Below are 16,342 nucleotides of genomic sequence, written 5' to 3' on the forward strand. Positions count from 1 at the left end.
CCATGTCGGAGACCGCATCCACCGCCCGGGCCCCGGTCGCCCTGCTCCCCTCACTGGTGCCACTGCTCCACGAATGGCTGCCACGCCAACGCTGGTTCGCCGGCAAGGGGCGCCCCGTCACCGGTTTCGCCCTGGTCTCGGTGACCGAACTGCTCCCGCTCGACTCCACCGGCCCCGGCCTGCTGCACCTGCTCGTGCGGGTCCAGCAGCCGGGCCCCGACGCAGCCGCCCAGGGCGACTGCTACCAACTGCTGCTGGGCGTCCGGACCAGCCTGCCGCCGCAACTCGCGTCGGCCCGGATCGGCCGCGTCCAGGACGGCCCGCTCGCCGGGCGCACGATCTACGAGGGGCTCAACGATCCACGGCTCGCCGCGCTCCTGCTGGAACGATTGCGCACACCCGGCCCGCTGGGTCCGCTGCGGTTCTCCGGGACCGTCGCCATCCCGGAGGGCCTCACGCCCCGCGTCCTGGACGCCGAGCAGTCCAACTCCTCGCTGGTGTACGGCGATTCGTACATCCTGAAAGTGTTCCGCCGGGTCTACCCGGGCGCCAACCCGGACCTGGAGCTGCCGCTCGCGCTCGCCCGTGCCGGCTGCTCCCGCGTCCCGGCGCCCGTCGCCTGGTACGAGACCGGCAACGGCCGGCCGGAGGCCAGCACCCTGGGCGTGCTCCAGCCGTACCTGCGCGGATCCAGGGACGGCTGGCGGCTCGCCCTGGACGCGCTCGGCACGGGGAGCGACTTCACCACCGAGGCGCGGGCGCTCGGCCGGGCCACCGCCGAGGTGCACACCGCGCTGGCCGACGCCCTGCCGACGGTCGCCCTGGGCCGCCCGCAGACCGAGAACCTGGTCCACGGGATGAGCCGCCGCCTGGACGCCGCCGCGCAGGCGGTGCCCACGCTGACGCCCTACGTCCCCGGGCTCCGCGCCGCGTTCGAGGCGGTCGCCGGGATGCGCTCGGGCAGCCGGCTGTGGCGGGCCCAGCGCGTCCACGGCGACCTGCACCTGGGGCAGACCCTGCGCACCCGGGACGGCGACTGGTCGTTGATCGACTTCGAGGGGGAGCCCGCGAAGCCGCTCGCCGAGCGCCGCCGCCCCCAGCCACCGGTGCGGGACGTGGCCGGCATGCTGCGCTCCTTCGACTACGCGGCCCGCTCGCACCACCCGTGGAACCCGGACTGGGCCGAGCGGTGCCGGGACGCCTACTGCGCCGGGTACGCCGAGACCTCGGGCACCGACCCGCGCGACGAGCCCGCGCTGCTGCGCGCGTACGAGACGGACAAGGCCGTGTACGAGGTGCTGTACGAGGCCCGGCACCGCCCCGACTGGCTTCCGGTCCCGATGGCGGCCATCCACCGCCTGGCCTCGCAGACCACCACTCCGTGATGTGAACGCCCTTGAGGAGGCTTTCCCCCGTGACCCCCCGTCGTCCCACCCGCAACCCCGCCGCCCCGGCGGCCAAGAAGGCCCCGGCCGTCAAGCAGACCCCGCTGGGGGACGCCACCGCCCTGCCGGTGCCGCCGCCCGGCGCGACGCCCCGCCCCCGGACCGGCGGCGACGGCGTCCCCGCCGCGCCGCCGCTGGATCCCGCCGACCGGGGGCGGCTGCTCGCCGGCGAGCACCACGACCCGCACGCCCTGCTGGGTGCCCACCCGGTCGAGGGCGGGATCGCCGTCCGGGCCCTGCGCCCGTGCGCCACGAGTGTGGCGGTGCTGGTGGACGGGGCCCGCACGGAGCTGCGCGACGACGGTGACGGACTGTTCTCCGCGGTGCTGCCGCTGTCCGAGGTGCCGGAGTACACGCTCCGGGTGGCCTACGACTCCGGGGTCGTCGAGACGGACGACCCGTACCGCTTCCTGCCCTCGCTCGGCGAGCTGGACCTGTACCTGATCGGCGAGGGCCGGCACGAGGAACTGTGGAAGGCGCTCGGCGCCCACCCCATGACCCACCAGGGCGTCAGCGGCACGCGCTTCACGGTGTGGGCGCCCAACGCGCGCGGGGTGCGGCTGGTCGGCGCGTTCAACTACTGGGACGCCGGCACCGGCCTGCCGCTGCGGTCACTGGGCGCCACGGGCGTGTGGGAGCTGTTCGTGCCCGGGCTGGGCGAGGGCGAGCTGTACAAGTTCGCCGTCACCGGGCCCGACGGCCACTGCTCGCTGCGCGCCGACCCGATGGCCCGCCGCACCCAGTGCCCGCCGGAGACGGCGTCCATCGTCACCGCCTCGCACTACGCGTGGCAGGACGGCGACTGGATGGCCCACCGCGGCGACCGCCCGGTCCACGAGGCCCCCTTCTCGGTGTACGAGGTGCACCTGCCGTCCTGGCGGCCGGGGCTGTCGTACCGGGAGCTGGCCGAGGAGCTGCCCGCTTACGTGAAGGAGCTGGGCTTCACGCACGTGGAGCTGATGCCGGTCGCCGAGCATCCCTACAGCCCGTCCTGGGGCTACCAGGTCACCGGCTTCTACGCGCCCACGGCCCGGCTCGGCACCCCGGACGACTTCAGGTTCTTCGTGGACGCCTGCCACCGGTCCGGGATCGGTGTGATCGTGGACTGGGTGCCCGCGCACTTCCCCAAGGACGACTGGGCGCTGGCCCGCTTCGACGGCACACCGCTGTACGAGCACCCCGACCCCCGGCGCGCGGAGCACCCCGACTGGGGAACCCTGGAGTTCGACTACGGCCGCACCGAGGTGCGCAATTTCCTCGTGGCCAACGCCGTCTACTGGTGCGAGGAGTTCCACATCGACGGCCTTCGGGTCGACGCCGTCGCCTCGATGCTGTACCTGGACTACTCGCGCGAGGCCGGCGAATGGGTGCCCAACGAGCACGGTGGGCGGGAGAACTTCGACGCGGTGGCGTTCCTCCAGGAGATGAACGCCACCGTCTACCGCCGCTGCCCGGGTGTGGTGACCATCGCCGAGGAGTCGACGGCCTGGGAGGGTGTCACGCGCCCCACCGACACCGGCGGCCTGGGCTTCGGGCTGAAGTGGAACATGGGCTGGATGCACGACTCGCTGGTGTACGTCTCCAAGGAGCCGGTGCACCGCAAGTACCACCACAACGAGATGACCTTCTCGATGGTGTACGCGTACAGCGAGAACTACGTGCTGCCGATCTCGCACGACGAGGTGGTGCACGGCAAGCAGGCGCTGGTCACGAAGATGCCCGGCGACTGGTGGCAGCGGCGCGCCACCCAGCGTGCCTATCTGGGCTTCATGTGGGCGCACCCGGGCAAACAACTGCTGTTCATGGGCCAGGAGTTCGCGCAGGGCGCCGAGTGGTCGGAGGCCCACGGCCCGGAGTGGTGGCTGACGGAGGACGGCTATCACTCGGCGGGTGACCACCGGGGTGTGCGGGACCTGGTCCGCGACCTCAACGCGGTGTACACGGCGACGCCCGCGCTGTGGGAGCGGGACACCGTCCCCGAGGGCTTCCAGTGGTCGCTGGGCGACGCCGCCGAGGACAACGTCTTCGCCTTCCTGCGCTACGACGCGCAGGGCGCTCCGCTGCTGTCGGTGAGCAACTTCTCGCCGGTGGTGCGCGAGGACTACGGGCTGTGGGTGCCGGACCGGATCGCCGCGTGGGCGGAGGTCCTGAACTCCGACGCGGCGGAGTACGGCGGCAGCGGGGTGCGCAACGCCGACCCGGTGAAGCCGGAGGGCGGGCGCGTCCGGCTGACGCTGCCGCCGCTGGCGACGGTGTGGCTGAAGCCGGCCTGACCGGACGGGCCGCCGGGGTGCGTACCGGCGGCCGGAAACGGTGTCCGGGAAGGCCGGCCAGCGGGTGACGATCACCGTCATGACCGGCCTTCCCGGGCTCCGCGCCGCCGCCTCAGCCGCTCACGCGGCCGGGTGGCCCGCCGCGGTGGCGCTCATGTGATCAGTCCGCCGTCCTCTTGACGCCCATGCACTCGTCGGTGGCGTCGGCGGTGCCGGGCACGGCGGCGGTCCTCACCTGGTCGAAGTTGGCGACGTAGGCGTCGTGGTACGCGGTGACGTCGACCTTGAGCAGCGCCTCGTCGTTCTCCCGGAGCGCGGGCCCGGAGTAGTTGTGACTGCCGGTCCACAGCACCTTGTTGGCCGTGCCGTCGTACATGCCGTCGATCAGCAGGTACTTGGAGTGGATCACCGAGTTGGTGGTGCTCGGGTCCCCGTCCTCGTCCCAGTTGTGGCACCGCACGCTGGGACCGCCCGAGGCGTGCAGCGCCTCCCAGGTGCCGGTCGACGTGCCGCCGCTGCCGGCGAGGCTGTCGGCCTCCGCGTACACGACCTCGACCGAGCAGCCGGCCCGCTGCAGATCCGTCAGCTTCTGGGCCACCCCCTGCCTCGTGATCTTGAGTACGGCGACGCGGACCTTCGTCTGCCTGGCCACCCCTCCGGAGGTGTACTTGCAGGTCACGTTGTCGAGGACGTTCCAGATGGTGTCCTGTGTGTTCCCCGAGCCCGGGTACGGGAAGAAGTACGCCTTGAACGGGCTGGACGTGGTGGTGCTGTAGGACCAGCTCTGCCAGTCCATCCCCTTCAGCTTCGCGAAGTAGTTCGCGTACGCGGTGTACAGGGGCGCGTTGGACGGCAGCACGAAGGCGTTGTTCCACATGCGGCTGTAGGCCGACGGTGACATGTTCGAGGAGCTCTGCACCACCAGGTTGGCGGCGCCGTCGACCTGCGAGAACAGCCAGAACTTGTTGTGGTTGATGCCGTTGCTGGTCAGAGCGTCGGGGTCACCGAGGCAGGACCGCTTCTGCGGGCACGTGCCGACGAAGGACGGTCGCGTCCGGTCGGTGCCGAGGGCGCTCTCCAGAATGGCGTACGAGGTGTCCGTGGTCGAGGCGGCGCTGGTGGAATCGAGCATCACCTGCACGTTGACCCCGCGGTTCGTGTGCGCGTCGGCCAGGGCCCGGGCGACGCCCTCGTCCCACAGGTGGTACATCGCGACCTTGATGTCCGACGCCGGGGCGGCGGTGCCGATGTACGTCAGCAGTTGCGTACGTATCGCCTTCTGCTCGGCCACCGTGCCGGTCGGCTTGTTGAAGACCGGCCCCTCGGCCACCGCGGCGGCGGCCGGTGACGCTCCCGTCAACTGGAGCCCCGCGATCAGCAGAACCGTACTGAGTACGGCGGCGATCCTGGGTGATCTGCACAGGGATGCGAAGCGCATCGAGTCCCTCCCTGGTGGCTCGAACGGCCCTGACCTGGGCATCCGTCCACGCGTTCGTGTGCCGCGGCTGCGACGGGGAGGGATCTTGTCAGATCGGCGTGGGGCGGGGCCAGGCGAGCGGCCGGCCGGCGTGCACCGCGGCCACCGTCGGACGATGACCGTCCGTCAGGGCGGCCCAGCCGGTCCCGCCCCACCGCTTCACCGGGCTGCCACCCGGTCACGTGCGCGGTGGTCGCCCTCGCTACGGGTGGACCGGCGGCCGTGCGCGGGTGACCCCCGCGCCGGCCTCCTTCTCATCCGCCGACCCGGATCACCCCCAGCCGCTGGGTGGCGCGGGTCAGCGCCACGTACAGGTCGTTGACACCGTGCGGGCCGCCGGAGCGGATGCCGTCCGGGTCGGCGACGATCACCGTGTCGAACTCCAGGCCCTTCGCCTGCCGGGGCTCCAGCAGGACGACCGGCCGGGTGAGGTCGGGGTCGGGGCCGTGCGTGGCTCCGGGCAGGGCCTGGCCGATGGCCGCGAGCCGGCCCGCCGGGGCGATGACCGCCAGCCGCCCCTCGGCGGGCCGTTCGCGGCGTACCGCGCCGGCGACCTCGGCCGCCAGGTCGGTCGTGGTCGTCTCCCAGGGGGCCACGCCCGTGGAGCGCACCGAGCGGGGCGGGGTGAAGTCCGGGTCCTCGGCGCGGCGCACCGCCGCCGCGACCTCCATGATCTCGGCGGGCGTGCGGTAGTTGACACCGAGGCGCACGTGCGCGAAGCGGTCGCCGACGTAGGGCCCGAGGATGTCCTGCCAGGAGCCGCAGCCGGCCGCGTCGCCGGTCTGGGCCGGGTCGCCGACGAGCGTCATCGAGCGGGTGGGGACGCGGCGCATCAGCAGGCGCCACGCCATGGCGGACAGCTCCTGCGCCTCGTCGACGATGACGTGCCCGAACGCCCAGGTGCGGTCGGCGGCGGCGCGCTCGGCGGCGCTGCGGTGGTCGGCCTCCTCGTGGCGCTCGGCGAACCGCTCGGCGTCGATGATGTCGTGGGCGCCGAGCACCTCGGACTCCTCGTCCTCGAACTCGTACGTCCGGGAGGCGTAGCTGACGTCCAGCACGCCCTGGGCGTAGGCGATCCGGGCGCTGCGCTCCCGCTCGGCGGCGGCGCGGGCGGCGGTGTCGTCCTCGCCGATCAGTTCGGCGGCCTCGTCGAGGAGCGGTACGTCGGACTCGGTCCAGGGTCCTTCCGCCCTGCGGACGAACTCGGCCTCGCCGTCCGGGAGGTAGCCGTCGGGGGCGGCGAGGAACGCGCCGACGAGTTCCTGCGGGGTGAGCGTGGGCCAGAGTTCCTCGATCGCGGCGTGGACGTGGGGGCTCGCGGCGATCTCCTTGCGCATCTGGGTGATGTCGGCGGGGTCGAGGAGGTTGGGCCCGCCGAAGGGGTCGGCGCCGAGCCGCTCGGCGAGCTGGTCGGTGAGCGCGTCGATGATCCGGAACGCGAAGCGCGGGCGGGCGAGGTTGTGCGGCAGGCCGGTGCCGCGGGCGTCCCAGCGGGCGTCCTCGGCCATGTTCCGGTCGAGCAGGAGGGTGCCGTAGTCGTCGTGGTCGATCTCCAGGGGCGCGTCGGTGGGCGGCACGGTCTGCCGGTCGCGCAGGACGCGGACGAGGACGTCGGCCATGCTCGCGCGACCCTTGATCTCGGCGGCCTCGGGGGTCTCGGTGCCGGTGGCACGCACCCCGGGGAACAGCTCGCCCATGGTGGCCAGCAGGACGCCGGTCTCGCCCAGCGCGGGCAGGACCTCGCCGATGTAGCCGAGGAAGGCCGGGTTCGGGCCGACGACGAGGACGGCGCGGCGGGCGAGTTGCTCGCGGTACGCGTAGAGCAGGTACGCGGCGCGGTGCAGCGCGACGGCGGTCTTGCCGGTGCCGGGGCCGCCCTCGACGACGAGGACGCCCTGGTGCGGGGCGCGGATGACGCGGTCCTGCTCGGCCTGGATGGTCTGGACGATGTCGCTCATGCGCCCGGTGCGGGCGGCGTCGAGCGCGGCGAGCAGGACCTCGTCGGCGTCGCGGCCCTCGTGTCCGGTGCGGGTGGTGTCGGTGAGGTCGAGGATCTCGTCGTGCAGGGCGGTGACGTCGCGCCCCTTGGTGGTGATGTGGCGCCGGCGGCGTAGCCCCATGGGCTCGTACCCGGTGGCGAGGTAGAACGGCCGGGCCACCTCGGCGCGCCAGTCGACGACGAGCGGGGTGCGCTCCTCGTCGTCCTCGCGAATGCCGATGCGCCCGATGTGGTGGTCTCGGCCGTCCCGGAATTCGAGCCGCCCGAAACACAGCCCGTTCTCGCCCGCGTCGAACGCGGCCAGCAGCCCGGACTGCTCGGCTACCAGTACATCGCGCTCCAGCCGCGCCTGGAATCCGGTCCCCGCGTCCTTGAGGGCGGCCGCGACGGCGGTTTCGGCCTGGTCGCGCAGGTGGTCGAGTCGCGCGTAGAGCTCATTGATGAATTGCTGCTCTTTCCGATATTCCTCGGTTGACAATCCGACTCCTGACGCGATACAGTGCGTTTATTGAACTTCCGTGTGCGCTCTTTTCTGTCCGCACACGAATATCTCAATATACGCGAAGAAACGCCCCGGTCGTCAATCGACCGGGGCGTTCTTTCTTGTCGGGCCGGTCAGGCCAGCACGTCTTCCAGCTCCTGGAGGAGGCGCCGCTTGGGGCGGGCGCCGACCATCGCCTTCACCGGCTCACCGGCCCGGAAGACCAGCAGGGTCGGCATGGACAGCACGCCGTAGCGCGTCACGGTCCCGGGGTTGCTGTCGGCGTCGATCTGGACGACCTTCAGACGGTCGGCCTCCTCCTCGGCGACCGCGCTCAGCACCGGGGCGAGCTGGCGGCAGGGGCCGCACCAGTCGGCCGTGAACTCGACCAGCACCGGGCGGTCGGCGGACAGGACCTCGGCGTCGAAGTCCGCGTCCGTCACCTCGGGCACTCCGTGGGCGTGGATCATTCCGTCGTCCTCTCGAATTGACAGCGGGGTTCGGGCGATCCGGTCGCCAGCGCGAGCCGGGCCGCGACTTCCGCGCGTACCGACCGCAACTGGCCGATCAGGCCGTCCAGCTCGTCGAGCTTGCGCCGGTAGACGTCGAGCGATGCGGGACACGCGTCCCCGGCCGGATGACCGGCGCGCAGGCAGTCGACGAACGGGCGGGTCTCCTCCAGCTCGAACCCGAAGTCCTGGAGGGTCCGTATCTGCTGGAGCAGCCGCAGATCCTCCTCGCCGTACGTGCGGTAGCCGTTCTCCGCGCGCCTGGCGCGCAGCAGGCCACGGGACTCGTAGTAGCGCAGGGTGCGGGTGGTCGTACCCGCGCGCTTCGCCAGCTCGCCGATTCGCATGCCCCGACGGTATTGCTTGACGTGGACGTCAAGGCAACAGCGGTTCGGGGGACGCCGGAGCGGCAGCGGTTCGCGGGAGCACCGGTGACGGCGGCCCGGCGCCGCGTGGCCGGGACGGCTGCCCGGCCGGTGGACGAGCGAGGACGGGAGCCGGAAGCACCGGGTCCGTGACGTGCCGCCCCCCGGCGGCACGTCACGGACCCGGCCCCGCGGGGGCTCAGACCGCTTCGGGCTCGCGGGCCTCGGTCCGCGCCTCCGCACGCGCCGTGCGGCCCGGCAGGAGGACGGCCACCAGGACCGTGCCGACGGCCAGGATCGCCGCGCCGACAAGGCTGGTGTGGGCGACCGCGTCGGAGAAGGCCGAGCCGACGGCCTCGGTCATCCGCCGGGCACCCTCGGCCAGTTGGGCGGCCTGCTCCGGGGCGGTGGCGTGGGCGGCCTTGTCGGCGACGCCCTGGGCCACGGCGTACCCGGCGCCCACCGAGTCCTGGGCCGTCTCCAGGGCGGCGGCCGGCAGCCCCGTGCCGTGCGCGGCGTCGGCGAGGTGCGAGGAGTAGGAGGAGGCCAGCACCGAGCCGAGCAGCGCGATGCCCAGCGAGCCGCCCAGCTCCAGCGACGTGTCGTTGACGGCGCCGCCGACGCCCAGCTCCGACTCGGGGAACGCGCCCATGATGGCGTCGGTGCACGGGGACAGCGCGAGGCCGATCGCAACGCCCAGGATGACCAGCGGGGCGACGAAGTCCCCGTACGCCGAGGCCGCGTCCACCCGCGTCAGCAGCGCGAGGGCGAGCGTACCCAGGGCCATGCCGGCCGTGACCGTGACCTTCATGCCGAGGCGCGGGGTGAGGAAGCCGGTCAGGGCCGAGCCGACGAACACCGCGCCGGCCAGCGGCAGCATCCGCACGCCCGTGTCGAACGGGTCGTACCCGAGCACGAACTGCAGGTGCTGCGTGAGGTAGTAGAAGGCGCCGAAGACGGCGAGGAAGAACAGTGCCACGGCCAGGTTGGAGCCGGCGAAGCCGCGGTTCAGGAAGCGGCGGACGTCCAGCACCGGGCGCGGGTGGCGCAGTTCCCAGGCGACGAAGGCGATGAGCCCGGCGCCCGCGACGACCGCCGCCCCGACGGCCTTGGCGTCCCAGCCGAAGTGCGGCCCCTGGATGATCATGTAGACGAGCGCGCCGGTCCACACGACGGACAGCAGCCCGCCGACGTAGTCGATGCGTCCGTGCCGGGCGGCCTTCGACGGCGGCACGAGGGTGAGGGCGCCGACGATCGCGAGGGCGGCGACCGGGACGTTGATCAGGAACGTGGACGCCCAGCCGTGGTTCTCCAGCAGCGCGCCCGCGACCAGCGGCCCGGCGGCGATGGCGAGACCCGCGGTGGCCGTCCACAGCACGATGGCCTTGGCGCGCTCGGCGCGCGGGAAGGTCGCGGCGAGCAGCGACAGGGTGGCGGGCATGATCATGGCCGCGCCGACACCCATCACCGCCCGGGCGGCTATGACCCCGGTGGAGGAGTCGACGAGCGAGCCGGCGACCGAGCCCGCGCCGAAGACGACCAGGCCCAGGACGAGCGCGCCGCGCCGGCTGTACTTGTCGCCGATCGCGCCGAGCAGCAGCATCAGCGCGGCGTACGGGACGGTGTAGCCGTCGATGACCCACTGGAGGTCGGAGCTGGTCAGCCCGAGGTCCTGGGTCATGTCGGGTGCGGCGACGGTGAGGGCGGTGTTCGCCATCACGATGATCAACAGACTCAGGCACAGCACGAGCAGTGCCCACCAGCGCTTGGCGTACGGCTGCTCCATCCTCTCCACCGGCTCGTTCATGACGAGACGCATGGCTTGTTCCACCCTTCCGACGACGCTCTCTTGCACAGAGGTGTGCAATTACACACTGCTGTGCAAGTTACGCGACTGCACAGTCATGTGCAAAATGAGGGCGTGACTTCTGGACGAGCCGATGCCAACCGGCGCCGCATCGAGCAGGTGGCCCTCACCGAGCTGCTGCGCGACCCGGACGCCTCCATGGACCAGATCGCGCGTGCGGCCGGCGTGGTGCGCCGGACCGTCTACGGACACTTCCCCAGCCGGGAGGCGCTGATCGCCGCCCTCGTCGACAGCGCGGTCGAGTCGGTGGCCCGGGCGCACGAGAGCGGCCGCGAGGGTGTGGACGACCCGGCGGAGGCGCTGGCCCGGGCCACGCTCGCGGTGTGGGAGATCGCCGACCGCTACCGGCTCCTGGTGGCGCTCGCCCAGCGCAGCGTCACGATGGAGGGCATCCGGGAGCGGCTCACGCCGGTGCGCGAGGCCTGCGCGGCGGTGCTCCGGCGGGGGCTGGAGGCGGGTGTGTTCGCCTCCCCGCTGTCCGCCGCCGCCCTCGCCTACGTGCACGAGCAGGTGCTGTTCGGGCTGATGGAGGCCGTCAACGCGGGCGCCCTCGCGGCGGACCGGGCCGGCCGGTCCGCCGCGCAGACGATGCTGATCTCGGCGGGGATGCCCGCGGGGCGGGCGGCGGAGCTGGTGGCGTCGCTGGAGGCGTGAGCTCAGCGGTCCAGCCCGGACAGGGCGTCCGCCGCCACCTTCCCCGCCCGCTCGCGCTGCGGGAAGTCGCCCACCTTCACCCGGGCGACCTCCCTGGCCGTGCGGTAGTCGACGACCGAGACCTCGTCGCGCTGGGAGAGCGTCACGAAGCAGTGGTCGCCGCCGGGGCCGGTCAGGGACCAGTAGGGCAGGGCGCCCTGCTCGTAGTGGACGAACCCGTCGGTGGTCAGGCCGGGGCGGGAGACGACGGCCGTGTAGTCGTCGATGGTGCCCGCCACGCAGAGCTTGTCGTTCGCGCCGTTCATGGCCATGCCGTGGTGGGCGGAGTTCTGCGGGTAGTCGTCGGCCTTCAGGGCCGCGCCCGCCGCGCTGAACGGCATCTCGACCGTGCGTACGGTGCGCCCGGCTTCGAGGTCGTACTCGATGAAGCCGTTGAGGTAGGACAGCTGGGCGTACATCGTCCTGCCGTCGGGCGTGATCACGGCCGGGCGCACCCCCCTGTCGAAGGTGTACTTCCGCAGCACCTTCAGCGTGGTGGCATCGGCGACGGTGACCTGCTTGGTGCCCTTGAGCGCGTTGAGGGCCTTGGGGAAGGAGGTGATGCCGATCGACATGTTGTAGATGCGGCTGCCGTCCGCCGAGTACATGTTCTCGTGCGGGTAGGTGCCGGTCGCGAACTCCCCCGTGACACGGCCGGTCGCGGCGTCCAGCGCCTGGGCCTTGGCGGCCGTGATGGCGGAGACCACGAAGGTGCGGCCGTCCGGGGAGAGGGCGGCGTGGTCGGCCTTGAGCCCGTCGAGATGGGTGCGCCACAGCTGGCGGCCGGAGACGATGTCGTAGGCGGCGGCGTCCCCGAGGTTGCCCCGGGAGACGTACAGGGTGCGGCCGTCGGGCGACAGGTGGGCGTCGTCGACGAACTTGTCGCCGCCCGCCTGCTGTTTGACGATCTCGTAGGCGGCCCGGCGGATCGGGTCCATGCCGGCGAGGATCGCGTCGAGGTCGGGGACGACGTCGAGGGAGCCGAGGTTCTCGTACGTACGGGCGTCGATGAAGCTCACCGTGCCGTCGGCGCTGTTGCCGACGACGACGACGTCGCGCAGGGCGGTCCGGGGCTCCTCGGCGGCGGAGGCGGTGACCGAGCCGAGGGCGAGCGTCAGGGTGAGCGCGAGCAGTGCGGGAAGACGCGTCATGGGGGTCCCTTCATGCACATGCCAGAAGTGCTCCTACGATGACACGTTCCTGTTACCGGCGGTACGGGCGGGAACGGCCGAACCGCGCGGAGGGCGGCCTCCCGCGCGGTCCGGTCGTCCCGTCCGTACGTCAGACCCTGGCGGGCTCGCGCGGCTCGGGGAGGTCGTCGGCGTCGTCCGCCGCCGGGGCGTGGTCGTCGACCAGGGTCTTCTCGTCGAACGGCACCTTCCCGGCCAGGACTTCGGCGACCCGCGCCTTGTCGATCTCCTTGGTCCAGGTGCCGACGAGGACGGTGGCGACCGCGTTGCCCGCGAAGTTGGTCAGCGCGCGGGCCTCGCTCATGAAGCGGTCGATGCCGACGATCAGGCCCACGCCGTCGACCAGTTCGGGGCGGTGCGACTGGAGGCCGCCGGCCAGCGTGGCCAGCCCGGCGCCGGTCACACCGGCCGCGCCCTTCGAAGCGATGATCATGAAGACCAGGAGCGAGATCTGCTCACCGACCGAGAGCGGGTCGCCCATCGCCTCGGCGACGAAGAGGGACGCCATGGTCAGGTAGATGGCGGTGCCGTCCAGGTTGAAGGAGTAGCCGGTCGGCACGGTGATGCCGACGACGGGCTTGCTCACGCCCAGGTGCTCCATCTTCGCGATCAGGCGCGGCAGCGCGGACTCGGAGGACGAGGTGGACAGGATCAGCAGGAACTCCCGGCCCAGGTACCTCAGCAGCGTCAGGATGTTCACGCCCGCCACCAGCCGCAGCAGCGTGCCCAGCACGACGAAGACGAACACGGCGCAGGTGAGGTAGAAACCGATCATGATCACGGCGAGCGACTTCAGCGCGTCGACACCGGTCTCGCCCACCACGGCGGCGATGGCGCCGAACGCGCCCACCGGGGCGGCCCACATGATCATCGCGAGGATGCGGAAGACCAGGCGCTGGATGTGCCCGATGCCGCGCAGCACCGGTTCGCCGGACCTGCCCATGGCCTGGAGCGCGAAGCCCGCGAGCAGCGCGACCAGCAGGGTCTGGAGGACCTCGCCCTCGGTGAAGGCGGAGACCAGGGTCTTGGGGATGATCCCGAGGAGGAAGTCGGCGGTGCCCTCGCCGGCGCCCGACGCCTGCTTCTCGCCCGCGGCGGCGACCTCGTCGGTGAGGCGCAGGCTCGAACCGGGCTCCAGCAGGTTGCCGACGACCAGGCCGATGGCGAGGGCGACGGTCGACATGACCATGAAGTAGCCCAGGGCCAGTCCGCCGACCGCGCCGACCTTGGCGGCCTTGCGGACCGAGCCGACGCCCAGCACGATCGTGCAGAAGATGATCGGGGAGATCATCATCTTGATCAGGTTCACGAAGCCGGTACCCAGGGGCTTCAGCTCGACGGCCACCCCGGGGGCGGCGAAGCCCACGGCGATGCCGAGCACGACCGCCGCGATGACGGCCAGATACAGATAGTGGGTACGGTCCCGTCGTGCGGCCACGGGGTCCTCCTCGGTGAGTCGCTCCACTGTCCCTGTGGATCCCCGAGACCATCTCTCACCTTGTGACGGCGGTCACCGTTGCGTACCTTTCGTTCACACATTTTCGGACAGGCAGACTTGGCCCATGCGCATCTCGCACGCCCGCCCCCGCAGCCTCGCCGGCCAGCTCTTCGCCATGCAGGTCGTGCTGGTCGCCGCCGTCGTGGCCGGATGCGCCCTGTTCGCGTACGCCGACGACCGCGGCCAGGCCGAGGAGACCGCGCGCCGGCAGACGACGGCGACCGCGACGGCGGTCGCCCGCTCCCCGGCGGTCGTGGCCGCGGCGCGCTCCAAGGACCCGACCGCCACCCTCCAGCCGTACGCCGTCTCACTGGTCGGCGAGCCGGGGGTGACCTTCGTGACGATCATGTCGCCGGACGGGACGCGCTGGACGCATCCGCAGCCGGAGGAGATCGGCGGCAGGTACCTGGGGCACATCGGCGCCGCCCGGCGCGGCGAGACGTACTCCGAGACGTACCGGGGAACGCTGGGGCGCTCGGTGCGGACCGTCGCGCCGGTGTACGACCGCGGCCGCGTCGTCGCCCTCGTCAGCGCGGGCATCACCGTCGACCGGATCAGCGCGCAGCTGCGGGGGCAGGTCACCGCGCTGCTCGGAATGGCGGGCGCGGCCCTGGCGCTCGGCGGCGCCGGTACGTACGTGATCAACGCGCGACTGCGGCGGCACACGCACGGGATGAACGCCGCCGAGCTGAGCCGGCTGCACGACTACCACGAGGCCGCGCTGCACGCGGTGCGCGAGGGCCTGGTGATGCTGGACGGGCGGCGGCGGATCGCGCTGATCAACGACGGGGCGCGGGAGTTGCTGGGCCTGGGCTCCGGGGCGGTGGGCGCGTCGGTCGCGGAGCTCGGGCTGCCGCCGTCGCTCACCGGCGCGCTGCTCTCCGCCGAGCCGCGGGTGGACGAGCTGCACCTGACGGCCGACCGCGTGCTGGTGGTGTCCACCCGGCCGGTGGTGGGCGGGGAACGGCGCGGGACGGTGGTGACGCTGCGGGACCACACGGAGTTGCAGGCGCTGTCGGGCGAGCTGGACTCGGAGCGCGGGTTCACCCAGGCGCTGCGGTCGCAGGCGCACGAGGCGGCGAACCGGCTGCACACGGTGGTGTCGCTGATCGAACTGGGTCGCGTGGAGGAGGCGGTCGGGTTCGCGACGGCCGAGCTGGAGCTGGCGCAGGTGCTGACGGACCGGGTGGTCGACGCGGTGGCCGAGCCGGTGCTGGCCGCCCTGCTCCTGGGCAAGGCGGCCCGGGCGAACGAGCGGGGCGTGGAGCTGGTGCTGACGGAGGACAGCCGGATCGACGACGGTGTCCTGCCGCCGTCGCTGTCGGCGCGCGACCTGGTGACGATGCTGGGCAACCTGATCGACAACGCGCTGGAGGCCGCCCGCGGCACCGCCGTCCCGCGGGTCACGGTGACCGCGCGGGCGGACGAGGACGCCGGCGAACTGCTGCTGCGCGTCGCCGACTCCGGCCCCGGCGTCGGCCCGGACGACCACGAGGCCGTCTTCGAGCGCGGCTGGTCGACCCGCGGCCCGGGCCGGGGCCTGGGGCTCGCCCTCGTCCGCCAGACCGCGCACCGGGCGCGGGGCACCGTCGAGCTGGGCCAGGGGCCCGACGGGGGCGCGGAGTTCACCGTCCGCCTGCCGCTGGCCGGGGCGGGCCGGGTCCGTACCGCGCCGGGCGCGGCGGCGGGGCCCGCCGATGCGGGCCGGGCCCCGGGCCACGTGCCGGAACCCGCGCCGGGCGGGGCCGGGCGGGGCGCCGGGGTGGCGCCGTGACCGCGGCACCCGGGGCGGCCATCCGGGTCCTGGTGGTGGAGGACGATCCGGTCGCGGCGGACGCCCACGCGCTGTACGCGGGCCGGGTGACGGGCTTCACCGTCGTCGGGGTGGCCCACTCGCGGGCCGCCGCCGTACGCCTGCTGGAACGGACGGCCGTCGACCTGATCCTGCTCGACCTGTACCTGCCCGACGGGCACGGCCTGCACCTGCTGCGGTCGCTGCGGGCCGCCGGCCACCACGCCGACGTCATCGCGGTCACCTCCGCCCGCGACCTGGCGATCGTCCGCGAGGGCGTCTCGCTGGGCGTGGTCCAGTACGTGCTGAAGCCGTTCACCTTCGCCACCCTGCGCGACCGCCTGACCCGGTACGCCGAGTTCCGCGCCGCCGCCGGGGAGGCGTCGGGCCAGGAGGAGGTCGACCGGGCGCTCGCCGCGCTGCGCACCCCGCAGCCCGCCGCCCTGCCCAAGGGCCTCAGCGCCCCGACGCTGACCGCCGTCACCCGCACCCTGCGCGAGTCGGCCACCGGGCTGACGGCGACCGAGGCGGGGGCGGCGGTCGGCATCTCGCGGATCACCGCCCGGCGCTACCTGGAGCACCTCGTCGCGTCCGGGCGGGCCGAGCGCAGCCCGCAGTACGGCCAGGTGGGCCCGCCCGGAGCTGCAATACCGCTGGATCGTCTCCCCGACGGCGGGCGGACCGGGGTAAATTACCGACAGGTAGGGCAGGAGCGGCGCTTCTGGACGTTCCTACGACATTTGGCCTTGGGCG

At 72.8% G+C, this 16,342-nt stretch carries 11 protein-coding genes and 1 pseudogene; 5 read left to right on the top strand and 7 right to left on the bottom strand.

The features are described 5' to 3' along the window. The first annotated feature begins 2 nt into the window (after positions 1-2). Positions 3-1,385, top strand: coding sequence for a maltokinase N-terminal cap-like domain-containing protein (locus AC07DW_RS25985; protein ID WP_478860104.1), 1,383 nt, complete (start codon positions 3-5; stop codon positions 1,383-1,385). A gap of 29 nt (positions 1,386-1,414) precedes the next feature. Further along, positions 1,415-3,718, top strand: a complete 2,304-nt coding sequence (gene glgB, locus AC07DW_RS25990) for a 1,4-alpha-glucan branching enzyme (protein WP_478860105.1) — start codon at positions 1,415-1,417, stop codon at positions 3,716-3,718. Between the two features lie 160 nt (positions 3,719-3,878). Here the strand turns inward: glgB and AC07DW_RS25995 are convergent, their stop codons facing one another. The 5 genes from AC07DW_RS25995 to AC07DW_RS26015 all read right to left on the bottom strand — a co-directional run bounded on the left by AC07DW_RS25995 (position 3,879) and on the right by AC07DW_RS26015 (position 10,368). Beyond that, on the bottom strand, positions 3,879-5,156 hold the full coding sequence (locus AC07DW_RS25995; protein ID WP_478860106.1) for a phospholipase D-like domain-containing protein: 1,278 nt from the start codon (positions 5,154-5,156) through the stop codon (positions 3,879-3,881). Positions 5,157-5,449: 293 nt separating this feature from the next. Beyond that, positions 5,450-7,672 carry a HelD family protein gene (locus AC07DW_RS26000; protein WP_478860107.1) on the bottom strand — a complete coding sequence of 741 codons (2,223 nt, stop codon included), beginning with the start codon at positions 7,670-7,672 and terminating at the stop codon, positions 5,450-5,452. Positions 7,673-7,809: 137 nt separating this feature from the next. Continuing rightward, positions 7,810-8,145 (bottom strand): thioredoxin, encoded by a 336-nt coding sequence (gene trxA / locus AC07DW_RS26005; protein ID WP_478860108.1) that lies wholly within the window; start codon positions 8,143-8,145, stop codon positions 7,810-7,812. Continuing rightward, a complete protein-coding gene (locus tag AC07DW_RS26010; protein ID WP_478860109.1) occupies positions 8,142-8,531 on the bottom strand; it encodes a MerR family transcriptional regulator in 390 nt (129 codons plus the stop codon). The genes trxA and AC07DW_RS26010 overlap by 4 nt, the downstream gene beginning before the upstream one ends. 217 nt (positions 8,532-8,748) lie before the next feature. Then, positions 8,749-10,368, bottom strand: a complete 1,620-nt coding sequence (locus AC07DW_RS26015) for an MFS transporter (RefSeq protein ID WP_478860110.1) — start codon at positions 10,366-10,368, stop codon at positions 8,749-8,751. Between the two features lie 102 nt (positions 10,369-10,470). Between AC07DW_RS26015 and AC07DW_RS26020 the strand changes: the two genes are divergently transcribed. Then, positions 10,471-11,070, top strand: coding sequence for a TetR/AcrR family transcriptional regulator (locus AC07DW_RS26020; RefSeq protein ID WP_478860111.1), 600 nt, complete (start codon positions 10,471-10,473; stop codon positions 11,068-11,070). A 2-nt stretch (positions 11,071-11,072) separates the two neighbouring features. On the opposite strand, the gene AC07DW_RS26025 is transcribed toward AC07DW_RS26020, so the two are convergent. Both AC07DW_RS26025 and AC07DW_RS26030 read right to left on the bottom strand, forming a co-directional pair. Then, positions 11,073-12,260 (bottom strand): YncE family protein, encoded by a 1,188-nt coding sequence (locus tag AC07DW_RS26025; RefSeq protein ID WP_478860112.1) that lies wholly within the window; start codon positions 12,258-12,260, stop codon positions 11,073-11,075. Between the two features lie 130 nt (positions 12,261-12,390). Continuing rightward, positions 12,391-13,737, bottom strand: a complete 1,347-nt coding sequence (locus AC07DW_RS26030) for a cation:dicarboxylate symporter family transporter (RefSeq protein ID WP_478860113.1) — start codon at positions 13,735-13,737, stop codon at positions 12,391-12,393. Positions 13,738-13,861: 124 nt separating this feature from the next. Here AC07DW_RS26030 and AC07DW_RS26035 point away from each other — a divergent pair, with 124 nt between their 5' ends. After that, entirely contained in the window at positions 13,862-15,571 is a 1,710-nt protein-coding gene (locus AC07DW_RS26035; protein ID WP_478860114.1) for a sensor histidine kinase, read from the top strand. Beyond that, a pseudogene (locus AC07DW_RS26040) lies at positions 15,568-16,279 on the top strand (response regulator). The gene AC07DW_RS26035 and the pseudogene AC07DW_RS26040 overlap by 4 nt, the downstream one beginning before the upstream one ends. Positions 16,280-16,342 lie beyond the last annotated feature (63 nt).

The sequence above is a fragment of the Streptomyces sp. NPDC045701 genome (assembly GCF_056432045.1).